Genomic DNA, 19339 nt, shown 5'->3' with positions numbered 1-19339 from the left:
GTAACAAGCGTTCGGTACGTAAGCTAGCAGCATGCCGCCCGCACCTGGAGACCGTGAAGCCCGCCGCAAGGACGTGTCCGAGGCGGTGTGGCGTGTCCTCGCCGCCAAGGGGTTCGGCGGCCTGACCCTGCGCGCCGTCGCCACCGAGATGGGCGTCTCGACCGGGATGCTCATGCACTACTTCCCGACCAAACGGGCCCTCGTCACGCACGCCCTGGACCTGCTGGAGAGGGACACCGCGCAGCGGCCCCGCAGGGCGCGCCCGGCGCCGGGGCTCGCCTCGGTGCGCGCGATGCTCCTCGACATCCTGCCGCTGACCCCGGACGACACCTCACGCAACCGCATCTGGGTCAGCTCCTGGGACCTCTCCCTTGCCGACGACACCCTCGCCGCGGCGCAGGCCGGCCGCTACACCCGGCTGCGCTCGACGATCCGCCCCCACCTGGAAGCCGCGCGCGACGCAGGCGAGCTCCCCGCGACCGCCGACCCGGAGCAACTCGCCGCCACCGCCGTCGCCTTTGCCCACGGCCTCGTCGTCCAAGCCCTCTTCGACCCCGACCACTTCCCCTTGGACGTGCAGACCGCGATGGTCGACTCCTTCCTCGCCTCGCTGGCCCGCCGCGAGGACCGTGATCGTCCGTGGCGGTTCACCGACAGGTGATCAACGGGGTGTCGTGACGGTTGGACCGGCGCCCCGTGGCGTGACCTGCCGAGCCGGAACGGTTGGGTCGGCGCGGTGAGTGCAGGACCGCAGGCCTGCCCGTACGGGGCACCGAGCCGGGCCTCGCCCGCGCACACCCTGTCGACGCGGACCGAGCCCGACCCTCACCACCACAAGCGGGCGCCCGGGATGCCGAAGGCACACCGTTCGACATCCCGCGTGACATGCGCGCTCCCGGGTCGATGCCCGACGCCGACACCAGCCACTCCAGTGCAGTCCTCTTGGGAATCGGGGAAGCCACCCGCCGGGCGCGTCCGCCTCGGCAGGTACCCGCCAGTAGGTACCCGCCAGTAGCTTTCCAACATGCCCTGGTTACAGTTGTCTTGACTAACCGCCAGCGATGCTCGAAGCCGGCGGGAGAACGTGCGTGCGGCGGCGTGCCGTCGCGCGCGGGAACGAAGGAACACATGGGTTCGATACACAAGCGCGTCGGCGCGGTCCTCAGTACGGCCGCCGTGTTCGTCGGCGTGGCGCTCACGGCCGGGGCTACAACCGCCAGCGCCGACGAGACGGGCGACCTCGCGACCGACATCGATGTCTCCGTGTCCACGACCGGGGTCTCGGGCCTCGCCGCGATGTCGGCGGACGGGTCGTACACGATCAACATCATGAGCCCCAGGGACGGCCACGAGATGGGCTTCGCCCGGTGGAACGCCGACCCGCAGCCCGCGCCCAACATCCCGGGCGACTCCCTCGTCGCCAAGGACATCAGCCCCGACGGCTGGGCGGTCGAGGCGGAGCTGAGCACCGGCCGCGTCGCCTCCACGCGCGGCCACAAGGCGATCTACATCGCGGTCGCATCCGGCAACCTGCCCGAGGGGCACGCGTACAAGCTGCGCGGGTGCATCGTGAAGGGCAGCGAGCGCAAGTGCACCCCCTGGCACCCCGTCCGCGCCTGACCCGCTGAAAGGCCGGGCCGCAGAGCGGCTCGGCCGACGCGCGGGGCTCGGACAGGGGTGCCGCTGCTTGACCCCTGTCTGCGGGGGCCGACGTGCCAGCACGCGAGGCCTGACTTGCCCGTGCCGATACGGGAAGGGCCGGGCCCGCCTGGTTCCGTCCGGGGGACTCATCGTCCGCACAATCCCCCGCCGGACCGGCCAGCACGCCTCTCTTGAGCCCCAGCAGGACTGTCCGCAGTCGCCGCTGCGAACGCTTGCCACGCCTTCCAACTCACGCACCCTGCACGGAACTGCACTGCCCGTCAGCACCGCAGCAGGGGCAGGTGGCCTCAGCCGCCCACTGACTCCACCGGCGCTCGGCACTGTAAACGCGCACTGACCACGCGCGCAGCGCACTGAACGGCTCCCTCACGGTCCAAGACTGGCAGGAGTGGACCAGGGTCCGGCGACAGCCTCGTGGTCTTCGGTCGCGTCCCCGGTCCTGCGCAGCGACGTCACCGTCGACTCCCCGAGCCAGATCTCCGCGAAGGCGTCCGTTGGGATCGGCGGCGTCGACGTCCGCGGCACCAACATGATCGGTACTTCGCCCGCCGTTCCAGGTGGGCGCTTCTCCTCACACATGACCGGTGCTCGGCGCGGCACGGGAGCAGACCGTGAACGGGCCGTCGGGGGCGAAGGCTCGGTCGGTGAAGGGTTCGCCGACCGGGTGTCGGGGCGCCAGGCGCTCGGTGGCTCCTGACGTGCCCGGCGCGCCGCCCGGGTATTCCGTATACCCGGCCGCTACGGCAGTCGGCTGGTCCGCGGCCGACTCGGCGGCTCCGGCCGGGCGCGTCTCGACCGTTAGCTGATAAGCCGTCGCTTGTCACTCTCCCGTCGCTCACCGCTAAGGGGCTGGTCCATGCCGGGCGCGCCGACGATCCGACGACGACTCAACCGCCTGCTTTCCGTCTCCCTGGGCGCGCTGCTCGCGGTCGCGGTGCAGGCCGCTCCCACCCGGGCCGACGTGGGGGACCTGAGGGAGTACCCGATCACGACCCCTGAAAGCGTCCCCACCGGGATCACGGCGGGACCGGACCGGGCGCTGTGGTTCACCGAGTCCAACGCCGACAAGATCGGGCGCATCACCACCGGCGGCACCGTCACCGAGTTCGCCGTGCCCACCGAGTCGAGCTTCCTCTTCGACATCACGCAGGGCCCGGACCGTGCCCTGTGGTTCACCGAGTCCAATGCCGACAAGATCGGGCGGATCACGACCGCGGGCGCGGTCACGGAGTTCCCCCTGCCCGTAGCGGGCAGCTTTCCCACGGGCATCACACTCGGTGCCGACCGCGCGCTGTGGTTCACGGAGAACGGTACGAACAAGATCGGGCGGATGCGGCCCGATGGAACCGTCACCGAGTACTCCATCCCCACACCGGACAGCTTCCCCTACCACATCGCGGCCGGCCCGGGCGGTGTGTGGTTCACGGAGTTGATCGCAGGCAAGATCGGCCGTGTCGACTTCTTCGGCAACGTGACCGAGTACCCGCTGCCCACCGGGTTCGAGTTCCCGTCCGACATCGCGGCCGGCCCCGGCGGTATGTGGTTCACCGCATCCGACCAGATCGGGCGGATCACCCGGTCGGGCACCATCACGCTCTTCCCCCGGCCGAACCAGGACGGAGGTGCCGACGGCATCACCCGCGGGCCTGACGGCAACATGTGGTACGCCGACCAGTTCGGCCGCATCGGGCGGATCACCCCGAGGGGGAAGATCACCGAGTTCCCGGTGCCGGGCGGTGCGGACAAGGTGCCCTTCAACATCGCGACCGGGCCTGACCGGAACGTCTGGTTCACCGAACTCGTCGGCAACGCCATCGGCCGCGTGGAAGCCCTCCCACGCCGGGGGGCCGGACCACATGCGGCAGCGCCGCAGCCCGTCCTGACGGGTCCGCGCCACGAGCGCCCCCGCCGCCTGCTGCCCTGCGGCACGCGGACAACCCCGGGGGCGGCCTCGTTCTGCCACTGACGCCACATCCGGGCCCGGCCCCCGGACCACCCGCATGCCCCGGGCGCACTCGGCGCACTCGGCGTTTGAGAGTGAACTCCGGCCCGTCCGGCGGCACCGGCAATTCCTTACGACAGGAGATCGGACCGGTTCACACGGCGCCGAGAAAGCCCGGATCGACCCCGTCGAACTGACGGCACGAGTCCCGGGCGACGCCGAGCAGCTCCGTCATGGGCACGGCGCGACGACTGGTCGCGGAGAGATCTTGGCGTGCCTCGGCAGACCACAAGGGCGGGAACAGCGACAGGCCCTGGTCGCTGTTCAGTGCCCGTACTTCGTCCTGCCAGCCGGCCCAGCGCAGATCCGCGTAGAACTCATCAAGCGCCCCGGACACCAGCCAGGCCATCCACGCCGAGTGGCCGACGCCCAGAGCCTCCCAGCGAAGTGAATCCGGGGCGAAGTAGACCATCTCTCCCGGGTTTCCGGGGCGGCGGGCGCGGGCGGGAGCTCCGCCGTTGAGAGCGAAGACCCCGCCCAGCACGTCCTGTCCCACCACCAGGCCCGTATCCGCTCGCCCATCGGAGTCGAACGCTCCGGGGAACCGATTGACGCGAGCCAGGCTCGGCACGCCGTGCGCAGCGCCGTCCACGGGGCTGCCGAAGACCCGCAGCCAGCCGTCGTCCACCAGCAGACCTCCGCAGTGCAGTACCACCGCGCCCAGGTACGACCTGGCCGTGACCTGCAACTGGAGAAGCGACGCCCTGCCCAGGTCTCTGTCGCCCGGAAGTACCTCGACGGACACCGGCCCGGCACCGAGTGTCTGTCTGAGTTCCGGCCAGGCCGGCTCCTCAACGTTGATCAACTGGCTCAACTCGCGCATGCCCGAATCGTCGCACCCGCACCCCGCATCCCAACCGGCAGGGCAGTTCGTCGAACCACCCGCGCTTCGACGCTGCCGGAGCTCGTCGGCGGCCTGGAGCAGGTGGTGACCGGAGCCGATGGCGACCTCGGCATACGGCTGTTCCTCCGCGCGCTCAAAGCGCCTTCCGTGCCCATCGCACATGAGCAATACCGCCGGCTCCTCGCCCGGGGCCGGCGGCTCGGGCTTCCCCCAGCGGTGGTTCACGACGGCCTCCCCATCATCTGGCCGCCGGTCAGCACCTCCCGGTAGGGGGTCGAGGAGAGTTCGGACTCTCAAGACTCGCCAGGTTGTTCACTGCGGGATGGCACCACCGCACGGCCCGTTCGGCCGTCGGGAATGCCGTGACGGGCGACGGGTACGAACGCCCTCCGGCATCCGAGGCGGCCATCCTGCTGGAGGACGCCCAGCGGGTGCTTCGTTCCGGCCTGTCCGACGAAACGATCACCCTGCTGTGGCCGGCGGCGACGGATCGGGGCTACAGCCTCTCGTCGCACCCACATGCCCTTCGGCACTCTCCGAGAGGATTTCTGTGCAGGGATGTCACGCTCGGGCCCTCTCATTGCTTTATGAGCCAGACGCGGAGCGCAGCGCACCGCGAAGTCGAGAGGCAGATCGTGGATCCGACGGTGATGGCGGTGCTGGCGGGGGTGACCTCGGTGATCGGTGCCCTTGCGCGGCTGGCGTACAGGATGGTGAAGGCGCGGGCGGATGTCCGCCGGGCCGAGGTGGCCCAGCAGGGTCTTTCCGAACGGGTCCGGTCCCTGCCGCCTGGTAGTCGCCTCTCGGAGCGTTCCGCAGATCGCGAGGTGGAGATCCGGATCGGTGTCTCCACCGGCCATTACGGGAAGAGGTGACAGTGTCCGAACTTCCTGCGCCCGTCTCCACCGAGGTAGTGCCTGCGACCCTTCGGCCGGATTTGCCGACTCAACCGAACTACGCGTTCGAGGCCTTCTACACCCGCGAGATGACCCGAGTGACGGTGTTCCTCATGAACTTGGGCGCCAGTTCCTACGAGGCTGCCGACGCCACGCACGAGGCCTTCCTGAAGCTCCTTCCCGACAAGTGGCGGACGCTGGAGCACCCTGGGGCGTATCTGCGCAAGATCGCCTACCGGAACTATCTCGGCCAAGCCAGCAGCCGGACGCTGCCGACGGACCCGGTCCCCGATCGGCCGGGAGGTACGTGCCCAGTGGAGTGGGTCATCCTCACCGACGAGCAGCAGCACATGCTGGATCTCCTCGCGGAACTGCCGCCGGCGGAAAGGGAGGCCATCGCATGGAGTCTCGACGGCTTCAGCCACGAGGAGACCGCCCAGCTCCTGGGGAAGAAACCCGAGGCCGTACGGCAGGCCTACAAGCGCGCACGCATGAGACTGATCAACGCTCTCGGATTGAAGAAGGAGGCGGCGACCGATGAGTGACCACTACGTGGAGTTCGACGCCGATACCGAGGCCACGCTCGACACTCTTCTCGCCGCACACCAGACCGGCCTCCACGCTGCCGTCGAGACCGCCCTCGACACCCGAGCCGGTCTCGAACAAGTGGAACGGTTCACCGACAGGCCCACGCCCGCGCTGAAGCCGGCGGCTCTTCGCCCCTCGAAAGCCTGGGTCTACACTGCCCCGGTCCAAGGCAGCTCTGCTTTGGAGGGTGTGGTGGCCGCTGTCCAGGCTGAAGTGGAGCAGGTACACCGCTTCATCGAGGAGATGAAACGACACCCGAACAGGAGGATGACGCCTCCTCAGGCTTCCGTGAATCCTGTTACGGCCCTCCGGCTCGTGCTCCGAGAACTCATGCGCATCACAGAACTTCTGGTTGAGGAGAGGATCACAAAGGAGTCCGCCGGGACCGAGTTCGCCCCTGTGGAGAAGGTCTTGCTGGAGCAGGTTGCGGGCTGGACGTTGAAGGCCAATCAAGCCCCCCGAGCCAAGCGGCTGACCTACATCGCGAAACGGCATTCCGACCTGAGGGACCAGTTCGACGTCAGGTACAGCGCAACGCTGGAGCTTCGGACCTTGGTGGTCAGACTCTTCAAGGATGCGGACGACCCCGCCTTCGAGCTCAGCAGCCCCTAGCACCGATCGCGATGCGACCCACGGCAGCAGCTCCCCGCTCTCCAGCGCATCGGCGTCAAGACCGGTCACGGGAGCACCTCCAACGGCACAGCCGCAACTCCCAGCCGAACCAGGCCCACGCCGAGGGCATCCGGACGCTGATCGCCGTGCTGCTCTGGTCGAGCAGCACGGCGTGGCCGTCCGAGCCGACGGCCCGACGCCTGCGTAGGTGCACGAACTGCTCGACCAGGACCCGCAGCGCCTGCTCGCTCGCGTCCTGCCTCCATGGCTCAAACACTCGCATATGAGGGGATTACTGGTGCGCACACTGACTTTCATCGTCGGTACGGGACGCAGCGGATCGACAGCGCTGTCGCGGATCATCAACGCTCATCCAGATGTGCTCAGCCATGGTGCTGCCACACCTCTCCAACACCCCGGACGCACTGTTCGACCATCTCGCGGGCGAGATCCGGTGCTGGCCCCGGCGCCCCGCGGCCGACCACTACCAGGCACTGTTCGATCACCTGTGCACACGACTCGCCCGCACCGCTGTGGTGGAGCGATCCGGCTACTCCACCGAGTGGATCCCCCAACTCCGGGCAAGGTTTCCGCAGGCCCGCTTCGTGCATCTGGTCCGCTCCGGCCCCGACTGCGCCCTGTCCATGAGCCGGCATCCCGGCTACCGGACAATCCTCCTGCTACGAGACATCCTCACCCGATCCGGAGTGGACCGGCTCACCGACCTCACAGACGATGACGTTCGCGCCCTTCCCGCCGACCTCGCTCCACTCCTCGGCGAGCAGTTCGACCCCGGCCTGGTGTGGGATCGCCACATCCCCCTCGCCGCGTTCGGTGACCTGTGGTCACACCTGGTCTCCCAAGGCGAGGTCTGCCTCAAGGCTGCCCCCGCGCCACTGCGCACCACGCTCGTCTTCGAGGAGCTGCTGGACCAGCCGGTCCGAGAACTGTCCCGCCTCGCAACGTTCATCGGCGTGGAACCGCTCGCACAGTGGCTGGAAGCAGGCAGTGCCACGCTCGACCGCAGCCGACGAGGCGCGTCCTGCCGCCTGCCGTCCGAAGAGCTCGCCGCGCTGCGGGAAAGCTGCGCAGAAGGGGAAGCCGCCCTCAAAGCAGGCACCTCACGGCAATGAAGATGTGGGCCGGCCGCGTGCAGCGCTTCATCAACACCTGCATGTCCGTGGCGACCGTGCCGCACAACGGGCCCGTGGCGCCAAGGTCCAGGGCGCGCAGCCCCGGCGCGCCAGCCGGGCGGGATGGGCAGGTCGGACGGGTAGGTCGGCCAGACCCGTTCCTCCATGTCCGCTTCCCGGCCGGACGACCGGCCGGCCGCCGTTTGGAGCTGCCAAGGAGTCGAAGCGCGGTGCGGAGGATGAGCGAAAAAGACTTGAAGTCACCCTCTATATAGGGCTGTTCTGCGCTACGTTGCTGATCCTTTGACGTCCGATGAGGAGGGAGCCGGGGTGGAACAGTCCGAGGCCGCGGATCTGGCGCTGGGGCGGGCCATCGTGGCGCGGATCGCGCCCGAGGAGCTGCCCTACTTCGACGAGACCGCGGCGAGCCTGCCCCGCCGTGCGCGCAGCCACGGCGGGCGGCGGCCCAAGGAGGATCCGCTGGCCTTCGGCGGAGCCGCCGAACTGGTCGTCACCAGCATCGCCTGCGGGGTCGCCACCGAGGTGGTGAAGACGATGAGCACGACGGTGGGCAGCAGTCTGGTTGCCCGGCTCCGGCGGCTGCTGACCCGCGGTCGCAGTGCAGATCCGGTGACGTCTGACCCCGACGGGCAGGCCTCGCCGCCTGCTCTCACCGAGGAGCGGATAGCCGATCTGGGGGCAGCCGCGGGACGCAGCGCCGTCCTCCTGGGTCTGCCGCCGGACCGCTCCGAGTTGCTCGCTGAAGCGGTCCGGGACCATCTCAGAGCAGCCAACCGGCCCAGCGCGTGACGGTCACCGGGAGTGGTACACCGTCCCTGGAGACGGTGCCGCCTCGCCGACCGCTGCCCTCGGGCACGCTCGTCGCGTTCGTGCTGCTGATCTGCGCGGTGCTGTCGTTCCTGTCGGTCCTGCACCCCGGCTACGCCGACTTCATCGCCGGTGACCGGGGCCCCCACGACCTCAACGACTGCATCCGCACAGCGGTACGGGAAGCCGGCGGGACGGGCGGCTTCCTTCGGTCCGGCCCCCGGCAGCAGCCGTGCGACTCCAGTGACGACCGCACCTCGCAGGGCATCCTCGTGTCGTATGTGATCCTCGCCGCGGCGACGGCCGTGCACTACCGGTTCCGGTCTGCCCGCCGCGCGCGCCGGCGCGGCGTGCGGCCGCTGGACCCGGCACGCTTCCCCACCCTGCACGCGGAGACCGCCCGCCTGGCCGCCGGTGTCGAACAGGCCCGCGGCGCCGTTTTCCTGGTGGATTTCCTCGACTCCGGGGTGAACGGCGTCACCTGCGGCCGTGCCGGCCACCGGCGGATCATCCTCAGCCGCGGCCTGATCCGCCTCCTCGATGGGAATGCCTCAGACCGTGCCGCCTTCCGCGCCGTCGTTCTCCACGAGCTGGCCCATCTACGCAACCGCGACGTCGACATCACCCTCGTCACCCTCGGGCTGCTGCGCTGCTGCTTCGTGCTGATGCTGTTCCCCCGGATGTTCGGGGACCTGGTCGGACTGCTCTTCGTGCCGGGGGGCGCTCCGTACAACGGGCCGGCGCTGTTCGACTCCGCCGCGGTCGGCGCGGTGCTGCTCGCCGCCCGCTCCGCCATCCTGCGGACCAGGGAATTCCAGGCCGACGCCCGGGTCGTGGAGTGGATGGGTACGGCACAGCCGCTGCTCCACGCCTTCGACCTCGCCTCGGGCGCGTCCGACCGCCGCCCCCATCGGTCGGTGCGCGGCTGGTGGGCGAGGACCACCCGCACCCATCCGACATTCGCCCAGCGTCGGGCCTGCCTGGCCGACATGGGACTGTTGATGCACCCGGGGTTCGGATTCGCCTTCGTCATCGGGTTCTGCCTGCCGGCTGTGTGGGACCCGGTCTCCTCGGTCACCGCACAGGTCCGCCACGGCGGCGGGATCAGTGGCTGGTGGCCGCCGGGGTTGATCACCCTGGTGCTGGTGCTGGTACTGCTGCTGAGCACGGTCCGTGCCTCGTTGCACCGACTGGGGCATCGGGCGGAGGCGCCCTCGCCGGTTCCGTTCCGGCTGGGGGTGAGTCTCGGGGTCCTGGCGGGCTACGCGCTTGCGCCCAGTGCGGTCGTCGACCATCTCATGCTGCCGGGGGTACGCCTCTCTTCACAGGCCTCCGGTTGGCTGGTGGTGGCGCTGCTCGCGCTCCTGTTCACCATGTGGTGCCAGTACCTCGGTGACTCCTGGGCACGCGCTGTGAACCTGGCACGGCGGCCGGCCGCCATCGTCGCGGGGATGGGTCTCGTGGTGGCGGGCGCGGTGGCCGCGGAGGCGGAAACCGTCTTCGGGCTCCAGTGGCAGATCGAGTACGGCCAGTTCATGGACGAGCGACTGGCCGCCCTGCCGGGCCCGCTGCACGCCGCCGTATGGACGCAGTACATCTACATGACAGAGCTGATCTCCCCATGGTGGCTGCTCGCACTGCTCGCGGTACTGCTGGGGGTACCGCTGGCCGGTGTGATCCACGGATGGCGCCTGGCCGGGTACGTGGCTGTGCCGGACCCGTCGACTCGGCGTGCCCTCGCTCCGGTGCTGGTTGCCACTGCGCTCACGGCGGTCCTGCTGCCGCCCGCCTACACCTGGTGGGCACATCAGCGCGGCGTCGACGTGCTGGCATCCCCGCACCTCCTCACCCCGATCACGGTAGCCGCGGCGGCCGGGACGCTGGCCGGCGGACTGGCCAGGACCCGCGGCATGGTGTGGGCGGTGGCCACCTCACTGGCGGTGGGCCTGCTGGTGCTGCCGGTGCCGTCGCCCGTGTGGAGCACCCAACTGGGCGCCGGAGCCGAGGGTGCCGTCCTCGGCACCCTGCTCATCGCGGTGATCCCGCGCGATCGTCTGGTGCACCGCCGACACAAGGCCGTTGCTGACGGCTTCTGAAACCGCCCGATGAACATGACCGGTCCAGCCGTCGCCGCGCTGGGCCGACGGAGGCCACGCGGCGATCGGAGGACCCAGGGGCGGGGCGGGCCTGCCGGTTCGGCATCCGGGGATCACCCCCGAGCGCCCGGCCCCACCGCATGCAGCCCTTCCCGGCGTCATGCGGAAGGCCCGCCCGCGCGACGGGCTGCCGCCCGGGCGGCGCCCGCTGAGGGGCCGCGGGACTGCGGTCCCGCGGCGTCAAGTCGCTCCTGCCCTTCCCCGCATCGCCGGCTGCCCGAGCCCCGGACAGGGCACAACATGACCAATGTCAAGATCACCGGCCTCAACGGTGATGCGTTGGGCGTACGTTCAACTGGTTTCACGCGCAAGGGGGCCGGCCTCAAGAACGACCACATGCACCGTGTCGTCGACACGACACCACGTCTGAAATGAGCGGTCCTGCCCGTCCCCGGTGGAGATCTCGGCTGAACACAGGCTGGTTCCCTCCACGACCCGATACCGCATACCGCCGGGCCGGCGGAAGCACACCCGTACGCTCACACAACTGGGGCTCCCCGATGAACACCTCACCGCACACAAAGATAAGACCGCAGCACCGCACGACGCTGCGCTGGATCGTCGCCATCACCACCATCACGCTGGTCTTCGACGGCTATGACCTGGTCGTCTACGGGACCGTGGTGCCCGCATTCCTGCGCGACCCGAGCCAGATCGGCCACCTGTCCGTCGCCCAGGCCGGCGCGCTCGGCTCCTATGCGCTCATGGGCGTCATGGCCGGCGCACTGATCGCCGGGGCGATCGGCGACCACATCGGACGGCGTCGCATCATGATTGCGGGGATCATCTGGTTCTCCGTCGCCATGGGGCTGAGCGCATTCGCCACGAGCATCACCGTGTTCGGCGTCCTGCGCTTCTTCACCGGCATCGGGGTGGGCGCCCTGGTGGCCACCGCCGCCGCGATGATCGCGGAGTTCGCACCGCCCCCCACCGCCGCAACGTCTACAACGCGATCGTCTACAGCGGCGTCCCCGTCGGCGGTGTCCTCGCCGCGGTCATGGCCCTCCTCACGTCCGGCGGGGACAGCTGGCGCACGCTGTTCCTCTTCGGCGCGGCCCCCCTCGTGGTCCTCCTGCCGGTCACGCTGCTGCGCCTGCCCGAGTCCCCGAAGTGGCTGCTGGCGCGCGGGCACACCGAGCGGGCCCACCTGCTCGCCGAGCGCACCGGAGTCCCCCTGAGCGAGTCGGCACGGGCCGCCGAAGACAAGAAGGTCGGTTACGCCGCCTTGGCGAGCCGCCGTTACGCCCTGCCCACGGTGCTGCTCGGTCTGATGAGCTGCTCCGGTCTCCTGCTCACCTACGCCCTGAACACGTGGCTGCCCGAAATCATGGGACAGAGCGGCTTCGGCAAGTCCTACGCACTGGTCTTCCTGCTCGCCCTCAACGGCGGGGCGGTCATCGGTGGGGTACTCGCTTCCCGGGCCGCCGACCGGACGGGCCCGCAGCGCGTCATCACGTCGACGTTCGTGCTGGCCGCCGTCTCCCTGACGCTTCTTCCCCTGGGGCTGCCTCTCAGTGCTCTGCTGGCTCTGGTCGCGGTGGCCGGAATCGGCACGATCGGCACCCAGGTCCTGGTGTACGGCTTCGTCGCGAACTACTACGACACGCAGGCCCGCGCTGCCGGAGTCGCCTGGTGTGCCGGGTTCGGCCGGCTCGGCGGCATCGGCGGGCCCCTCGTCGGCGGAGCCCTCATGAGCGCCGGGATCTCGCCGCACCGCGCGTTCTATGCCTTCGCCGGCGTCGCCGTCTTCGGCGCGCTGGTGGCCCTCTTCGTTCCGCGCCAGAACACTGAGGAGGACGTCGTGTCCGACTCGGTACCCGGCCGGTCCTCTGCCGATGCCGCTCGCGTACTTGCGACCGCGTTGAGCCGCGGCGAAGTCTGATCGGGCGGGCCGGCGAGGTCGCCGGGCTGACCTGGTTGACCGACAGCGCCAGTTCTACAACGGCGTGCGGGCGGCGGCGCAGCCCTGGGCCATCGCGGCGGCGCCGCACCGGTGTGCAACCGGTGCGGCGCCGCGTGGTTCAGAGGTCAGGGCTTGACGTTCACGCCGGCCCAGGCGGCGCTCACCGCCTTGGCCTCGACACTGTTCGCGCCGTAGAGGTCGGTGGCCGCCTTCAAGGTGCCCTCGCGGGCGCCGTGGTAGTCGGTGGTGGACGTGAAGTACGCGGTCAGCGCCTTGTACCAGATCTGAACCGCCTTGTCGCGGCCGATGCCGGTGACCGTGGAGCCGTCCACGGTCGGGCTGTCGTAGTGCACGCCGTTGATGTCCTTCGCGCCACTGCCCTCGGACAGCAGGTAGAAGAAGTGGTTGGCCACGCCGGAGGAGTAGTGCACGTCGAGGTCGCCGACGCCGGCGCTCCAGTAGTCGGCCGAACCGCGGCCGTCCTTGCTCGGCTTGTCCTGGTAGCGCAGCGGCTTGCCGTTGCCGAAGATGTCGATCTTCTCGCCGAGGAGGTAGTCGCCCCGGTCCTGGGCGTTGTTCGCGTTCCACTCCACTGCGGTGCCGAAGATGTCCGAGGTGGCCTCGTTCAGGCCGCCGGACTCGCCGGAGTACTGCAGGTTCGCGGTGGCGGAGGTGACGCCGTGGCTGAACTCGTGGCCGGCCACGTCGAGCTGGGTCAGGGGGTGCTGGTTGCTCGCGCCGTCGCCATAGGTGATGGTGAAGGACTGGTCGTCCCAGAAGGCGTTCTGATAGGCGTTGCCGTAGTGCACCCGGGAGACCGGAGCCCGTCCGTCGTTCTTGATGCCGTTGCGGTGCAGGACGTTCTTGTAGAAGTCCCAGGTCTGGGCGGCACCGTAGGCGGCGTCCACGGCGGCGGTCTGGTTGTTGGCGGGGCTGCCGTTGCCCCACGCGTTGTCGGCGTCGGAGAAGACGGTGCCCGTGCCGCCCGTACGGTGCTTGAGGTCGACAGTGCTGGATCCGCCGCGCACGCTGTCGACGAGGTTGTAACCCTTCGACGACTTGGTGGTGTTGAGGCTCACGGTGCCGCTGTACTGGCTGGCGCCGGTACCGACCGCGGCGGCCGCGGCGCCGCTCGGCTTGGCGGCCGCGGAACCGCTGCCGGCGGTGATGCCGTCGGCTATGTCGGTGATCAGCTGGGCCTCGTAAAGCTTCCGGCCGGTGTTGGCGTCGGTGACGACGCGCAGTCGACTCGGGGTGACTCCGTCGCGCTGGGTGCCGGTGACGAAGGTTTCGTAGGCGAGGACGGGCTTGCCGTCGGCGGCCCAGATGACCTTGCGCGGGGCGTCGCCGGTGGTGGCACCCGTGGTGTCCGCGGCCTCGGCAGCCTGGACTGCGGCGGAATTGGCGGCGGTCGAGGTCAGCTTCGGAGTGAGTGACGCGACCTTGATGTCGGCCTCGGTGGCCTTGGTGACGGCCTTGACGGCGCCGTCAGCGGCACGGTGGACGACGAGGTCGCCACCGAGCACCGGAAGACCGGCGTAGGTGCGCTCGTAGCGGGTGTGGACAGTGCCGTCGGCGTCCTTGATGACGTCCTTGACGACCAGCTGCTCCTCTGCGCCGAGGCTGAGCGAAACCGCTGTGGCCGCAGGCGAGTTGGCGTCGCCGTGCTCCTGAACGGCACCCGCTGAGGCGGCGGAGGCGCCGGCGGCGAGCAGGGAGCCGGTGAGGACTGCGGCGCCGGACACGAGGGCGAGACGGCGCGCCGTGCCGGCGGCGGGGGAACGCGAGAACATGCGATTTCTCCAGAGAGTCGTGGGGAGTTGGACGGGATCGCCGTCCACCTCTGCAAGGAGGAATGCCTTGATGAGCAGGGAGACTCTCAGAGCTCCGTGGACATGTCACGGGGCGCAAATGGCGGTTCGGCCACTCATGTCGGATTCGCCACCCGCCTCTTCACGGGAAGGACAAGATCCCGATACGTGCCGACACGGATGACACAGGAATCCGCAACATGGATGAAAAGAAGTGGCGCAGTATTACGAGGAGTTGACTGCGGATCACTCCCTTCGGCAGTCCGGCTGATGACATGCAGCCGCGGACCGACCCGCATGGTGCGGCCGGGCCCGACTGGCGGGGCTTGCCGGACGCCCCCGGCAAGCCGGCGGTGAACCGTCATCGCATCCGGCCGCAGCGTCTTCGCCACCAACACCTACGGCGACCTCTACCCGGCCCTGCCCGCGGGCGCACCAGCCAGCCCGGTGAAGTCCGACGCGCTGCCCGCCTCTCGCCGACGAACTCCCCCTCGGTGCGGGTGCGGTGGTGCGTCCCACCGGTTCGGCCGAGAGGCCTGGTGCGCCCCGCCCCGTCTGTGGTTATCTGGGCGCATGACCGTACTCGTGACCCGTCGCCACGTCGACTACGTGCGTGTCACGACCACGGGTTGTCCCGTCACCGGCTGACGCGGCGTCGCGCGGCACCGCCCCGCGCTCCTCACCTCGCACCCCGTACACCCGCAGTACGTGGTCCCGTAGTACCTCGTCCCGTCGTACCCGCCGGCCGAGCCCGCTGAGGCCTCGGCTGTCGGACGGGCGGGTCACGTGGCGGGCCACGGCCTTGAGGTGAACTCCCCCGCGCACCACCCGCGCCGGCTCCGCCGCCCCCGCAACCCGCGCAGGCCCCGCCGCGCCTCCCGTGCGGCATCCCGTGGCCACCCGCCCCGCCGTCCGCACCCACCGCCGAGGAGACCCATGAGCCAGCCCATCGACGCCGTCACCGCGGGCCACACCCCCGAGAGCGAGCCCGCCGGACCCCAGACGCCCGCCTGGTCCTTCGAGACCAAGCAACTCCACGCCGGCACCACCCCGGACCCGGCCACCGGCGCTCGCGCGGTCCCGATCTACCAGACCACCTCGTTCGTCTTCCGCGACACCCAGCACGCCTCCGACCTCTTCTCCCTCGCCGAACCGGGGAACATCTACACCCACATCCACAACCCCACCCAGGACGCCTTCGAGCAGCGCGTCGCCGCCCTCGAGGGCGGCGTCGCGGCCGTCGCCCTCGCCTCCGGGCAGGCCGCGGAGACCCTCGCGATCCTGAACCTGGCCTCGGCCGGCGACCACATCGTCTCCAGCGCCTCCCTCTACGGCGGCACGTACAACCTGTTCCGGCACACCCTGCCGAAGTTCGGCATCGAGGTGTCCTTCGTCGAGGACCCCGACGACCTCGACGCCTGGCGGGCGGCCGTACGGCCGAACACCAAGGCGCTGTTCGCGGAGACCCTCGGCAATCCGCGCGGCAACGTACTCGACACCCGGGGCGTGGCCGACGTCGCGCACACGGCGGGACTACCTCTGATCGTCGACAACACCGTTCCCACGCCGTACCTGTTGCGCCCCATCGAGCACGGTGCGGACGTCGTCGTCCACTCCGCCACCAAGTTCCTCGGCGGCCACGGCACCACCATCGGCGGCGTGGTCGTCGACGCGGGCACCTTCGACTTCGGCGCGCACTCCGAGCGCTTCCCCGAATTCACCGAGCCCGACCCCAGCTACCACGGCCTGCGCTACTGGCCCGCCCTCGGCGCGGGCGCGTACGCGGTCAAGCTGCGCGTGCAACTGCTGCGCGACCTCGGCCCCGCCATCGCACCGCACTCGGCGTTCCTGCTCCTGCAAGGCGTGGAGACGCTGAGCCTGCGCCTGGAGCGGCACTCGTCGAACGCCCTGGCACTGGCGCAGTGGCTCGAACAGCGTGACGAGGTCTCGGCGGTGCACTACCCCGGCCTCCCGTCCAACCGATGGCACGAAGCGGCGCGCCGCTACCTCCCGCGCGGTGCCGGCGCCGTCCTCTCGTTCGAGCTGCGCGGAGGCGTCGAGGCGGGTCGGCGGTTCGTGGACGGACTGGAGCTGTTCAGCCACCTCGCGAACATCGGGGACGTACGCAGCCTCGTCATCCACCCGGCGTCCACCACCCACAGCCAGCTCGACGAGGCGCAGCTCGCCGCCACCGGCACCACTGCGGGGCTCGTGCGCCTGTCGGTCGGCATCGAGAACGCGGCCGATCTGAAGGCCGACCTGGAGGCCGGTTTCCGCGCCGCGAAGGAAGCGTCCTGAACCCGGCCGGGGCGGCCCCGGCCACCACGGTCCCCCTTCCCGCCACCGGTGCGTGGCGGGAAGGGGACCCGTCCGGGCGCCGTCAGTGGTACCGGCGCACGCAACCGCTGGTGCTGGAGGCGGGCGGCGAGCTCCCGGGGGTACGGCTGGCGTTCGAGACCTGGGGGCGGCTCGCGCCCGACCGTTCGAACGCGGTCCTCGTCCTGCACGCGCTGACCGGCGACAGCCACGTCGCCGGCGCCGCCGGCCCCGGCCACCCGACCGCGGGCTGGTGGGACGCCCTCGTCGGCCCGGGCCGCGCACTCGACACCGACCGGTGGTTCGTGGTGGCGCCGAACGTACTGGGCGGCTGCCAGGGAAGTACCGGGCCCGCCTCCACCGGCCCCGGCGGGAACGCCTGGGGCGGCGCCTTCCCCCGTCTGACCCAGCGCGACCAGGTACGTGCCGAGGCCGGACTCGCCGACGCGCTCGGCATCGGGCGCTGGGCCCTGGTGATCGGCGGCTCCATGGGCGGCATGCGGGCGCTGGAGTGGGCGGTCGGGGAACCCCGGCGCGTGGCCGCGCTGTTGCTGCTCGCCTGCCCGGCAGCGGCGAGCGCGGAGCAGATCGCCTGGGCCGGCGCGCAGTTGCACGCGATCCGCGCCGACCCCGACTGGCGGGGCGGCGACTACCACGGCGCCGGACCCGGGCGGGGGCCGCACACGGGTCTGGGCATCGCCCGCCGCATCGCACACATCACCTACCGGTCGGCCGGGGAACTGCAGACCCGGTTCGGCCACGAGGCCCAGGACGGGGAGCAGCCCTGGCTCGGCGGCCGGTACGGCGTCGAGTCGTACCTCGACCACCAGGCCGCCAAGCTCGTCCGGCGGTTCGACGCGGCCAGTTACGTGGCCCTGGTCGAGGCCATGAACACCCACGACATCGGACGGGGCCGCGGGGGTACGCGCGCCGCCCTCGGCCGGGTACGGGCCCGGACGGTGGTGGTCGGGGTGGACTCCGACCGCCTCTACCCCCTCGCGCAGCAGGAGGAACTGGCGGAGGGGATTCCGTCCGCGGACGACGTCCGGGTCGTCCGCTCCCCGTACGGGCACGACGGATTCCTGCTGGAGACGGAGCAGGTCGGTGGACTGGTACGGGAACTCCTGGAAGGCGCACCGCATCCACCCGCCCGCCGCACCGGCTGACCGGCCGTCCGGTTCACACGGGCTGGGGCGTGAGGCGCTTGAGGCCCTTGCGGTCGTAGTACGCCGTCATGGCGAAGCCGAACAGCAGTGCCAGGACGATGCCGATCCCGATCATGATCCACGAGCGCATCAGGCCGGCGTCGCCACGCGCGTCGAAGTAGAGGATCGCGCGTACACCGTCGCTGAGCTGGCGCATCGGTTCGAAGTAGGATAGGAACCGGTAGAACGCGGGGACCGCCTGGAGGGGGACGGTCGCGCCCGACGACGGCAGGCCGAGCACGATGAACACGAACATGGACACCAGCTGGCCGATCCCGCCGAAGGCGGCGTTGATGGCCTGGACGCCCAGGCCGACCGCGAGGGCCGCGCAGTAGGAGTAGATCCACAGCAGCGGCAGGTGGGAGGCGTCCATCCCCAGGATCGTGATGCAGACCAGCATCACCAGTGCGGAGCTGAGCAGTGTGATGCCCGCGGTCATCACCATCTTGAGCAGCAGCGTCTGCGTGCGGTTGATCGGTACGGTCCGTCGCCGGGTGTGCCACGGGCCGATCTCGTTGTCGGCGTAGCCGAGGGCGGTGTCGACGCCGTTGCTGATGACGTTGCCACCCATGAACCCGGCCAGGACCAGCAGCAGGGTGTAGTAGAAGGCCGACAGGCCGAGACCGGTGTGGGCGCCGAGGGGGTGCCCGACCTGGGTGACCACGTCGACCGGGTCGGCGAGCAACACCTTCGTCGTAGGGCTCGCCTGCGCGCCGGCGGCCTGCGTGAGCTGGCGGCCGACCGACTGCGAGGCACCGTGGGCCGCCTTGGTGCTGATCTGGCTCGCCAGGGAGGACCCGAGGCTGCCCTTGCCGGGATTGGTGAGCACGATCATGGTCGGCCGGTGGGTGGCCCCGGACGTGGTCAGCGCGGTGACGGCTTCCGAGAAGCCGGCCGGGACCACCAGTGCGCCGTAGACCTTCCCCGAGTCGAGTTGGTCCTCGGCCTGGGCGCGGGTCATCACGCGCCAGTCGACCTTGCCGCCCGCGGTGTCGGAGGCGATGGCGGCGGTGATCCGCCCGCCGAGGTCCTGCCCTCCGGTGTCGTCGTCGACGAGAGCGATCGGCAGATCGCGGAGGTGCCCGTTGGGATCGACGATGCCGCCCATGTAGAGCAGGGACAGCAGCAGGGCGAGGAGTCCGGTGAGGATGGTGGGGACCACCCAGATCTGGGGGCGGCGCAGCAGGGTCGCGGCGGTGGCTTCGGGGGCGGCGGGCGTGGCCATGGGTCTCCGTTGCTTCCCGGTGGGCGGGGATCGAACGACGGTCGGCGGTCAGTGGCAGGCAGCCGACGGTCGGCGGCAGCGGTCGAATGGCCGACCGGACGAACGCCCTTGGCCGACGACACCTCAGCATGCCCTCCCCCACCCCGATGCCCGTGCCC

17 protein-coding genes and 1 pseudogene are annotated in these 19339 nt (G+C 70.3%); 14 read left to right on the top strand and 4 right to left on the bottom strand.

The features are described 5' to 3' along the window. The first annotated feature begins 31 nt into the window (after positions 1-31). From ADK52_RS09240 to ADK52_RS09225, 3 genes are all read left to right on the top strand, one after another. Positions 32-661: a TetR/AcrR family transcriptional regulator gene (locus ADK52_RS09240; protein ID WP_053689282.1), complete on the top strand. Its 630-nt coding sequence runs from the start codon at positions 32-34 to the stop codon at positions 659-661. 467 nt (positions 662-1128) lie between these two features. After that, the gene (locus ADK52_RS09235) at positions 1129-1620 is read left to right on the top strand and encodes a hypothetical protein (RefSeq protein WP_053689281.1); all 492 of its coding nucleotides are present in this window, start codon (positions 1129-1131) and stop codon (positions 1618-1620) included. An 898-nt stretch (positions 1621-2518) separates the two neighbouring features. Continuing rightward, positions 2519-3628, top strand: coding sequence for a hypothetical protein (locus ADK52_RS09225; RefSeq protein WP_063783800.1), 1110 nt, complete (start codon positions 2519-2521; stop codon positions 3626-3628). 130 nt (positions 3629-3758) lie between these two features. Here the strand turns inward: ADK52_RS09225 and ADK52_RS09220 are convergent, their stop codons facing one another. Continuing rightward, on the bottom strand, positions 3759-4733 hold the full coding sequence (locus tag ADK52_RS09220; protein WP_234343584.1) for a DUF2625 domain-containing protein: 975 nt from the start codon (positions 4731-4733) through the stop codon (positions 3759-3761). Between the two features lie 362 nt (positions 4734-5095). On the opposite strand from ADK52_RS09220, the gene ADK52_RS42200 reads away from it, so the two are divergent. Genes ADK52_RS42200 through ADK52_RS09205 form a run of 3 tightly spaced genes read left to right on the top strand, consistent with a single transcriptional unit; the run spans position 5096 to position 6604 of the window. Further along, positions 5096-5383 carry a hypothetical protein gene (locus tag ADK52_RS42200; RefSeq protein WP_147419958.1) on the top strand — a complete coding sequence of 96 codons (288 nt, stop codon included), beginning with the start codon at positions 5096-5098 and terminating at the stop codon, positions 5381-5383. Between the two features lie 2 nt (positions 5384-5385). After that, a complete protein-coding gene (locus tag ADK52_RS09210) occupies positions 5386-5949 on the top strand; it encodes an RNA polymerase sigma factor (protein WP_053689278.1) in 564 nt (187 codons plus the stop codon). Beyond that, positions 5942-6604 carry a hypothetical protein gene (locus ADK52_RS09205; protein ID WP_053689277.1) on the top strand — a complete coding sequence of 221 codons (663 nt, stop codon included), beginning with the start codon at positions 5942-5944 and terminating at the stop codon, positions 6602-6604. Before ADK52_RS09210 ends, ADK52_RS09205 begins: the two co-directional genes overlap by 8 nt. 55 nt (positions 6605-6659) lie before the next feature. Here the strand turns inward: ADK52_RS09205 and ADK52_RS09200 are convergent, their stop codons facing one another. Further along, a complete protein-coding gene (locus ADK52_RS09200) occupies positions 6660-6887 on the bottom strand; it encodes a hypothetical protein (RefSeq protein WP_053689276.1) in 228 nt (75 codons plus the stop codon). Positions 6888-6993: 106 nt separating this feature from the next. Here ADK52_RS09200 and ADK52_RS09195 point away from each other — a divergent pair, with 106 nt between their 5' ends. The 6 genes and pseudogenes from ADK52_RS09195 to ADK52_RS09180 all read left to right on the top strand — a co-directional run bounded on the left by ADK52_RS09195 (position 6994) and on the right by ADK52_RS09180 (position 12603). Continuing rightward, positions 6994-7737 carry a sulfotransferase gene (locus ADK52_RS09195; protein WP_234343583.1) on the top strand — a complete coding sequence of 248 codons (744 nt, stop codon included), beginning with the start codon at positions 6994-6996 and terminating at the stop codon, positions 7735-7737. Positions 7738-8067: 330 nt separating this feature from the next. Beyond that, entirely contained in the window at positions 8068-8547 is a 480-nt protein-coding gene (locus ADK52_RS09190) for a hypothetical protein (RefSeq protein WP_053689275.1), read from the top strand. Positions 8548-8582: 35 nt separating this feature from the next. Then, the gene (locus tag ADK52_RS09185; protein WP_053689274.1) at positions 8583-10661 is read left to right on the top strand and encodes a M48 family metallopeptidase; all 2079 of its coding nucleotides are present in this window, start codon (positions 8583-8585) and stop codon (positions 10659-10661) included. Between the two features lie 300 nt (positions 10662-10961). Further along, a complete protein-coding gene (locus ADK52_RS44410; protein WP_267887244.1) occupies positions 10962-11096 on the top strand; it encodes a hypothetical protein in 135 nt (44 codons plus the stop codon). After that, positions 11093-11605, top strand: a pseudogene (locus ADK52_RS44405) (MFS transporter); the annotation flags it as partial. The gene ADK52_RS44410 and the pseudogene ADK52_RS44405, both read left to right, overlap by 4 nt. A gap of 113 nt (positions 11606-11718) precedes the next feature. Further along, positions 11719-12603, top strand: coding sequence for an MFS transporter (locus ADK52_RS09180; protein ID WP_420714829.1), 885 nt, complete (start codon positions 11719-11721; stop codon positions 12601-12603). Positions 12604-12749: 146 nt separating this feature from the next. Here ADK52_RS09180 and ADK52_RS09175 read toward each other — a convergent pair whose 3' ends face one another. After that, the gene (locus ADK52_RS09175; protein WP_053689273.1) at positions 12750-14417 is read right to left on the bottom strand and encodes a M4 family metallopeptidase; all 1668 of its coding nucleotides are present in this window, start codon (positions 14415-14417) and stop codon (positions 12750-12752) included. Positions 14418-15371: 954 nt separating this feature from the next. Here ADK52_RS09175 and ADK52_RS41225 point away from each other — a divergent pair. Next, positions 15372-16733 (top strand): bifunctional o-acetylhomoserine/o-acetylserine sulfhydrylase, encoded by a 1362-nt coding sequence (locus ADK52_RS41225; protein WP_107090015.1) that lies wholly within the window; start codon positions 15372-15374, stop codon positions 16731-16733. Next, positions 16730-17917, top strand: a complete 1188-nt coding sequence (metX, locus tag ADK52_RS09165; protein WP_107090017.1) for a homoserine O-acetyltransferase MetX — start codon at positions 16730-16732, stop codon at positions 17915-17917. The genes ADK52_RS41225 and metX overlap by 4 nt, the downstream gene beginning before the upstream one ends. A 13-nt stretch (positions 17918-17930) precedes the next feature. On the opposite strand, the gene ADK52_RS09160 is transcribed toward metX, so the two are convergent. Then, complete coding sequence (locus ADK52_RS09160) at positions 17931-19181, bottom strand: YhgE/Pip domain-containing protein (protein ID WP_053689272.1); 1251 nt, start codon at positions 19179-19181, stop codon at positions 17931-17933. Positions 19182-19339: the final 158 nt, after the last annotated feature.

Source organism: Streptomyces sp. WM6372 (genome assembly GCF_001279655.1).
In the GTDB taxonomy this organism is placed as follows: domain Bacteria; phylum Actinomycetota; class Actinomycetes; order Streptomycetales; family Streptomycetaceae; genus Streptomyces.
The sequence above is the reverse complement of the archived record's forward strand: the minus strand, read 5'-3'. Positions and strand labels throughout refer to the sequence as shown.

What these genes read in the sequence shown, in the direction of transcription:
- ADK52_RS09240 (WP_053689282.1), top strand. Translation starts at nt 32, where the DNA reads ATGCCGCCCGCACCTGGAGACCGTGAAGCCCGCCGCAAGGACGTGTCC.
- ADK52_RS09235 (WP_053689281.1), top strand. Translation starts at nt 1,129, where the DNA reads ATGGGTTCGATACACAAGCGCGTCGGCGCGGTCCTCAGTACGGCCGCC.
- ADK52_RS09225 (WP_063783800.1), top strand. Translation starts at nt 2,519, where the DNA reads ATGCCGGGCGCGCCGACGATCCGACGACGACTCAACCGCCTGCTTTCC.
- ADK52_RS42200 (WP_147419958.1), top strand. Translation starts at nt 5,096, where the DNA reads ATGAGCCAGACGCGGAGCGCAGCGCACCGCGAAGTCGAGAGGCAGATC.
- ADK52_RS09205 (WP_053689277.1), top strand. Translation starts at nt 5,942, where the DNA reads ATGAGTGACCACTACGTGGAGTTCGACGCCGATACCGAGGCCACGCTC.
- ADK52_RS09200 (WP_053689276.1), bottom strand. Translation starts at nt 6,887, where the DNA reads ATGCGAGTGTTTGAGCCATGGAGGCAGGACGCGAGCGAGCAGGCGCTG.
- ADK52_RS09195 (WP_234343583.1), top strand. Translation starts at nt 6,994, where the DNA reads ATGGTGCTGCCACACCTCTCCAACACCCCGGACGCACTGTTCGACCAT.
- ADK52_RS44410 (WP_267887244.1), top strand. Translation starts at nt 10,962, where the DNA reads ATGACCAATGTCAAGATCACCGGCCTCAACGGTGATGCGTTGGGCGTA.
- ADK52_RS09180 (WP_420714829.1), top strand. Translation starts at nt 11,719, where the DNA reads ATGGCCCTCCTCACGTCCGGCGGGGACAGCTGGCGCACGCTGTTCCTC.
- ADK52_RS09175 (WP_053689273.1), bottom strand. Translation starts at nt 14,417, where the DNA reads ATGTTCTCGCGTTCCCCCGCCGCCGGCACGGCGCGCCGTCTCGCCCTC.
- ADK52_RS41225 (WP_107090015.1), top strand. Translation starts at nt 15,372, where the DNA reads ATGAGCCAGCCCATCGACGCCGTCACCGCGGGCCACACCCCCGAGAGC.
- ADK52_RS09160 (WP_053689272.1), bottom strand. Translation starts at nt 19,181, where the DNA reads ATGGCCACGCCCGCCGCCCCCGAAGCCACCGCCGCGACCCTGCTGCGC.